Here is a 1,016-nt window from a genome sequence, read left to right as displayed (position 1 = left end):
GACGGCGAGATTATTTGGAAGGACTAGCCTATTTCGTACAGGTAGTAGTGCAAATCGATTGGAAAAATATGGATGTGAGTGATGTAATTGAAACTTAATAATTATTTTTGGGGATCCCTTAGGTTGTAAAGTCTTCATGGTATTCTCTTAGAGTTTAGTAGGTTACTATAATCAATTCTTGATTCGAATTTTTAACTGACGCGACTTATCTAAATTCCCTTGATACTCAAGACGAGTATCTTGTATTAAATAGTAGACTCGAGCAATGATGAAAGTGTCTGTAATAAGTTGCTCGCTCAACCCCAGAACATGACCAACTACTGCCAGCATTAATACAAAGTTTCCTTGGCCTTGTTCTTGGCATTGCCTCAATATTTGTTTATCAAAATAATCTTCACCAACAGACTTAACTTCGTTGCTTTCAAAAATACGCAATAAGCTGTCAGGTCGCTTCGATAGCTTAACTAGTTTTTGCCATAACTGTGCATATTGAATGCAATTTATGGGATTGATATTTTTTTCTTGATTATGCAGGAAGTCTAACATTTCAAGAGAACAGGCACCTACTCCATGTAGCATATGAGTGGAGAGGTCATAGTCGTTAATACTGATATGATAGAGTTTATGCTCATCAATTATATGGCAACACAAGTAAAGTAACGACTGTTCAGGCGCATTATCTCCATGCCAAATAACCACTTTGTGGTAAGGAGTAAAGTCAAAGTGACATAATTTACTAATGTCTTTAGTAATATCTACCAACCATTTATCTTCAATATTTGCGTCAGCAGCTTCTTCTAGATGTGCTATCTGCAACATATCAAATAGTTAAGTTTCGTTCTGCTATAATTCTATCTAACTATCTAACTATCTAACTATCTAACTAAGGAATTTTCATGAAAACAAAAATATTTATAACGCTAACTTTGATAACGTTACTTTCTGGGTGTCCTTTAGAAGGTGATAACGGAAATACTGGAACTACAGGGGAAACAGGAGCTACAGGGGAAACAGGA

General features: G+C 35.5%; 1 protein-coding gene. It reads right to left on the bottom strand.

Annotated elements, in window-relative coordinates; all coding sequences use genetic code 11:
• Nucleotides 1–171: 171 nt before the first annotated feature.
• Complete coding sequence (locus H5187_RS23680) at nucleotides 172–819, bottom strand: DUF3658 domain-containing protein (protein ID WP_182798491.1); 648 nt, start codon at nucleotides 817–819, stop codon at nucleotides 172–174.
• Between the last annotated feature and the right edge of the window lie 197 nt (nucleotides 820–1,016).

It is taken from the genome of Pseudoalteromonas sp. SG44-1, from assembly GCF_014164315.1.
Classification (GTDB): domain Bacteria; phylum Pseudomonadota; class Gammaproteobacteria; order Enterobacterales; family Alteromonadaceae; genus Pseudoalteromonas; species Pseudoalteromonas rhizosphaerae.
This window is presented reverse-complemented; position numbering and strand designations above follow the sequence as displayed.

Excerpts from the sequence above, each read along its gene's own strand:
- H5187_RS23680 (WP_182798491.1), bottom strand. The coding sequence starts at position 819 with ATGTTGCAGATAGCACATCTAGAAGAAGCTGCTGACGCAAATATTGAA.